The 5,844-nt window shown below is 39.1% G+C and carries 6 protein-coding genes; 3 read left to right on the plus strand and 3 right to left on the minus strand.

All coding sequences use genetic code 11. The features are described from left to right. The 3 genes from nagZ to ACJAT7_RS17320 all read left to right on the plus strand — a co-directional run. On the plus strand, positions 1–686 hold a 686-nt coding region (gene nagZ / locus ACJAT7_RS17310; RefSeq protein WP_415228050.1), incomplete at its 5' end, for a beta-N-acetylhexosaminidase. Positions 687–769: 83 nt separating this feature from the next. Beyond that, positions 770–1,309 (plus strand): alpha/beta hydrolase YcfP, encoded by a 540-nt coding sequence (gene ycfP, locus ACJAT7_RS17315; RefSeq protein ID WP_415228051.1) that lies wholly within the window; start codon positions 770–772, stop codon positions 1,307–1,309. Positions 1,310–1,595: 286 nt separating this feature from the next. Further along, entirely contained in the window at positions 1,596–2,882 is a 1,287-nt protein-coding gene (locus ACJAT7_RS17320) for an NAD(P)/FAD-dependent oxidoreductase (RefSeq protein WP_415228055.1), read from the plus strand. A 37-nt stretch (positions 2,883–2,919) separates the two neighbouring features. On the opposite strand, the gene ACJAT7_RS17325 is transcribed toward ACJAT7_RS17320, so the two are convergent. From ACJAT7_RS17325 to fabA, 3 genes are all read right to left on the minus strand, one after another. Next, entirely contained in the window at positions 2,920–3,381 is a 462-nt protein-coding gene (locus ACJAT7_RS17325) for a DUF2919 domain-containing protein (RefSeq protein ID WP_415228052.1), read from the minus strand. Positions 3,382–3,505: 124 nt separating this feature from the next. Continuing rightward, a complete protein-coding gene (gene sppA, locus ACJAT7_RS17330) occupies positions 3,506–5,359 on the minus strand; it encodes a signal peptide peptidase SppA (protein WP_415228053.1) in 1,854 nt (617 codons plus the stop codon). A gap of 115 nt (positions 5,360–5,474) precedes the next feature. After that, positions 5,475–5,844 (minus strand): bifunctional 3-hydroxydecanoyl-ACP dehydratase/trans-2-decenoyl-ACP isomerase (gene fabA / locus ACJAT7_RS17335; protein ID WP_415228054.1); only part of this gene is annotated, 370 nt, incomplete at its 5' end.

Below are 5,844 nucleotides of genomic sequence, written 5' to 3' on the forward strand. Positions count from 1 at the left end.
CATGTGATATCGACTTAAGTTGTGCGCCTGTTTTAGATTTAAATTGTATTTCGAATGTTATCCAAGAAAGGGCCTTTTCATCCTCTATAACAGAAGCCGTGACTATTGCTGAGGCGTATATTAATGGAATGAAATCTGCTGGTATGGTCTCAACGGGCAAACATTTTCCCGGCCATGGCAGTGTTAAAGCTGATTCTCATATTGCTTTGCCGGTTGACTCGCGTAGTGAACTTGAAATATTCACTAAAGATATTAAGCCTTTTAACACCCTGATTAAGAAAGGGGTATTGGATGCAGTAATGCCATCACATGTTGTTTATTCTCAATGTGACCTGCAACCTGCCGGTTTTTCATCCTATTGGCTGAAGGATGTTTTGAGAACACGATTAGGATTCAAAGGGGTAATTATCAGTGATGATTTATCGATGCACGGAGCCAGTTTTGTAGGTAACCATTTAAGTCGCGCAGAAAGTGCAATACAAGCGGGATGTGATTTAATCTTAGCTTGTAATGATAGAAGCGGCGCGCTGTCTATTCTTGATAATCTTAAGGTAAAACAGACAGCTCAATACCATGCTGTTAATCAATTACGCAGTACTAAAAATAAATTTACTTTACCCTTAAATAAAAACCCGATATGGATAAAAAACAAGCAAATGTTAATGCAGCTCGGCGAGCAGTTCTAATTAGTGAAGCGCAATGCTTGCACTCTAGGTTAATTCCAATATTATTGTTGAATAAATAAAATAAGAAAGCTGGGGATAATAAAATGATCATTTACATACATGGCTTTGATGCAACGAGCCCGGGAAACCATGAAAAGGTGATGCAATTAAAGTTTATTGATGATGATGTGCGTTTTGTTCATTACAGCACGATCTATCCTAAACATGATATGAGCCATATTTTAAAAGAAGTGCATAAACATATTCAAAGCAGTGAGGATAAATCACCTTTAATTTGTGGCGTTGGACTTGGCGGGTTTTGGTGTGAGCGAATTGGTTTTCTTTGCGGTATTAAACAAGTTATTTTCAATCCGAATCTGCATCCCGAAGATAACATGGTTGGGAAAATAGAGTGGCCGGAAGAATATTTAGATATTGAAACTAAATGTGTCAGTGATTTTCGTACTGAAAACAAACATAATTGTTTATGTATTCTCTCCCGAACAGATGACGTTATTGATTCAAAAGAAAGTGATTATGAACTTGCAAAATATTATCAAATTATATTTGATGAAAAGCAAGGACATAAATTCCAAGATATATCGCATCATTTGCAAACGATTAAGAAATTTAAAGAGCAGTAAATACGCACAAAATGGTAATGTTAATTGCCATTTGGTCCTTTCATGCTCCTCTTTATTTTATTGTTAATCCAGCGATAATCACCTTCAAGATTTTATCTGGAGCACTAAAACCTAACATCTTCATTTTATTACATTAACACACTCTTCTTGATAACCATGATTAGCCTCTTTTTGTTCAGGCTAACGGGGCTAATTTAAAACCCCCTTTTATCAATATCATTGTTACTTAGTACTGTTTTAATGTAATCGAATCTAACTAGCTATTAATAAAAAATTGGGGTGTATGATGGACAAAATCGTGATCGTCGGGGGAGGGGCTGGAGGCATTGAATTAGCGACGGAGCTGGGTGATAAGCTTGGACGAAAGAAAAAGGCGCATATTACACTCGTCGATAAAAACAGAACACATTTGTGGAAACCTTTATTGCATGAAGTCGCAGCCGGCTCCCTTGATGACGGAATTGATGCATTAAGTTATCGTGCGCATGCAAAAAACCATCATTTTAGTTTTCAACTAGGGGCGCTGTCTGATATTGACCGAGAAAAAAAACAAATACAAATAGCTGAATTATTAGATAATGACGGTATAAAGATTTTACCTGAATCGACCGTTAGTTATGACATTTTAGTGATCGCCCTGGGCAGTGTGAGTAATGATTTTAATACTAAAGGTGTGCGTGAGCATTGCATCTTTCTGGACAGCCCGCAACAGGCAAAAAAATTCCATCACCGTATGCTGAATAAATATTTACAACTTGGCGTGCACCAAACTAACAAAGTAAGTGTGGCTATTGTAGGGGCCGGGGCAACGGGTGTTGAATTGTCGGCTGAGCTTTATAACGCTTTAGAACAAGTCACCAGCTATGGTTTTGAAGATATTAAAACCACGGACCTCAAGGTTAGCCTTGTTGAAGCGGGTGATAAAATTTTACCTGCACTGCCGGAAAGAATATCCAGTTCAGTACACCAGGAGCTTTTAAAACTAGGGGTTTCTGTCCGTACCAATACCCTAGTTACCGAGGCGACTGCAGAAGGATTGGTCACTAAAGAGGGTGAATTAATAGAAGCTGATTTAATTGTTTGGTCCGCAGGTATCAAAGCGCCTGATTTTATGAAGGAGATAGCCGGGTTAGAGACGAACAGGGTAAATCAACTGGTTGTTAAGCCCACATTGCAAACGACGTTAGATGAGAGTATTTATGCAATAGGCGACTGTGCCAGTTGCGCCTTGCCCAATGGTGGTTTTGTTCCTCCTCGTGCCCAATCAGCACATCAGATGGCTTCTTTAGTGGCTAAAAATATCAGAGCATCACTTGATAATAAGGCATTATCTCCCTATCACTATACGGATTATGGCTCATTAGTTTCATTAAGTAATTACAGCACTGTGGGTAGTTTAATGGGGAATTTAAGCAAAGGCTCGATGAAGGTTGAAGGGACTATCGCTCGTTTAGTGTATATTTCACTGTATCGTATGCACCAAGTTGCGCTTCATGGGTATTTTCGTACGGGATTAATTACCTTAGTCGAAGGCATTAATAAAATATTACGCCCTCGTTTAAAATTACACTAAAAAATAAAAAATGAGGAATTGAATTCCTCATTTTTATTTAACGGTTGCGTTTAAAGCAGTCTTTAAGCTGTTTACTGCGCACACAGTATAAAAGTATCCAAATTGCAAACACAAGCTGTACAGAGGCGACAAAAGAATATTGAAAATGTTTATCCGACAGATAATACAACTGCAGCGCTAAGTCACTCACTATCGCTAATAATAATAATGGATAACTGTTCTGCCATAATATCGATAACCATCGATCTTTGTCATGATCCCTGCCGCACAAAAAAAATAAGAAAAGGGCGATGCTACCCGACGCTAAACCTAGAAAAAAATGGATTTTGTTGGGATAAAATAAGCGCAACAATGGATTATCAGCATCGCGTAAAAGCACTGAAATAATAAATACTGCCCAAGTTCGCGCCAGAAAAAGCAATACCAGGTAGAAAAACGTAGGCGGTTTTAAATCGCCAGCATGGTTGTAACAACTCAAGGGGTAAAGTCTGATTTTCACTTAAGACGGCTCATATTGCCTTCCTGCGTTAAACATGACCGGAACGGTGCAAATCAACAGTTGTTCATTAAAAAAGAAGAGGCGCCTGAAAAAAAACAAGAAGTCTCTTAATGAGAGGGTTATTTTATTCAGCCGAAATACACATAGGGCAGTAAGCGTAACGTCCCTGAGGATCATTAAACCGGGTTAATATTGCCGTTTGAGATTCTATTGCATTCAGGGTTTTGTATAAAACCGAATTGATATGCAGACCTTCGGGCATGATATTGACCGCACCGAGCAAGAATTCATTGATCAGATGTTGTTTGGTTGACAGTACGGGTTGAATAATCTTGACATCAAAATCCTGTAGATTGGCCAACCTGCCGGCTGTATTGATAGCATCCTGTAAATTCCCTAATTCGTCTATCAAGCCAAGTGATTTTGCATCTACACCTGTCCAGACGCGACCCTGTGCGACTTTATCTACCTCTGCGACCGTCATGTTGCGGCCCTGTGCAACAACCTCTAAAAATTGTTGATATCCGTTTTCTATCCCTAATTGGATAATCTCAGCAAGTTCCGGGTTGAGTGCGCGTGTTGGGTTAAAACTGGAAAGTTCAGTCGTACCAATACCATCATTGAATATTCCAAAATTATTTAATGCCTTATCGGCGCTAGCATACATGCCAAATATGCCTATTGAGCCTGTCAAGGTAGTTGGGGTGGCGATAATATAATCTGCGGCGGATGCAATCCAGTAACCGCCGGATGCTGCCACACTCGCCATTGAGACAACGACTTTTTTATCTGCGTTTTTTAAGGCTAAAATGTGTTGACGAATTTTTTCCGATGCAAAGGCACTGCCCCCAGGGCTATCAATACGGATAACAACGGCTTTAATTTTATCATCATGGAGTGCGGTTTCTAATAATTTACTAAAACTATCACCCCCAATCACGTTGGAAGGTTGTGTCCCGGACAAAATTTCACCAGTTGCATGAACAACTGCAATTTGATCCTTGTTGCCAGTGACTTCATACATCTCAGCCTGTGTCGGTGAATAATCCGCATAACTGACTAGATTAAGTTTATGACCCGCTGTTTGCGCCTGATTTTTTAACTTGTCGAGCACTTCATTACGGTTTTTAAGATCATCGACTAACCCTGCTTGTAAAGCATAAACAGCGGTATTGCCGGAAGCCTTTATAAGGGACGATTTTAATTGCTTTAAAGAGGGAGATATCGATTGTACTGATATTCGACTGTTATCTTTACGCTGGGAAATAACGGTATCAATATAGTTTTTCCACAGTTGATCTAACCAATTTTTATTGGCTAATTTGCTGGCTTCTGACATTTTGTTTTTTGTAAAAGGTTCAACAAAGGATTTGTAAGTACCGACCTTAAATATATGTGGTGTAATGAGTAATTTATCCAATGCCTCTTTAAAATAAAGGCGATATACAGAGTAACCCGGCAGTAAAACCATGCCCTGAGGGTTAAGATAAATTTTATCCGCGTAACTTGCTAACAGGTACTGTGTCTGACTGTAATTGTCTGCAACGGCAGCAACCGATTTCCCGGTTGATTTGAAGTCATTTAATGCCTTGCCGATATCGGCAATATGATTAACCGCTGCACCGCCTAATCCGTCAAGATCTAATAAGATGTCGCTTATCTTGGGATCCTGTTGTGCGTGATTGATGGTATTTAAAATCTCATCAATTTGATATTCGTTGTTTTGATTTTCATCGGATGAAATCATTTTTTTGGATAGTTCACCTGCAAAATCGGCGGGTGCTGCCTGCTCTACTATATTACCCGTAAAATTTAAATGCAGGGTTGAGTTATCAGCCACTAATAGAGGCGGTCGATCGAGGTTAATAACAAAAATAATGCCTGCCAGGATTGCAAAAAAAAGCATATTGATAATAAATAAGCGCATTATATTGATGGTTTTTGCAATGCTCTTAAAAAAAGAATAGATTAATTTCATTTTAAACCTGTAAATTTTAGGGGGGGAAGATAAAAATAAAGCACTGATATTGGCATATACAGTGCTTTAGTAGATGTTAGTAGGCTTTAGTAGATTTTAGTAGATTTTAGTGAAATTAGAAATTTGATGTATCAACAAATAGACCCACTTTCAGATCTTCTGCCGAATAAATGGCTTTCCCATCCACTTCAACAACACCGTCAGCAATACCCATAACAAGTTTGCGCATAATCAAACGTTTGAGGGTGATACGGTAAGTCACTTTTTTGGATGTCGGTAAAATTTGGCCGGTAAATTTAACATTACCTACACCTAGTGCACGACCTTTTCCCGGGCCGCCACTCCAACCAAGGAAGAAGCCGACTAATTGCCACATGGCATCAAGACCTAAACAACCGGGCATAACAGGGTCACCCGGGAAATGGCATTCAAAAAACCATAACGCTTTATCTATATCTAATTCTGCAACCAATTCGCCTTTACCA

The organism is Psychromonas sp. (assembly GCF_047632995.1).
Taxonomy (GTDB): Bacteria; Pseudomonadota; Gammaproteobacteria; order Enterobacterales; family Psychromonadaceae; genus Psychromonas.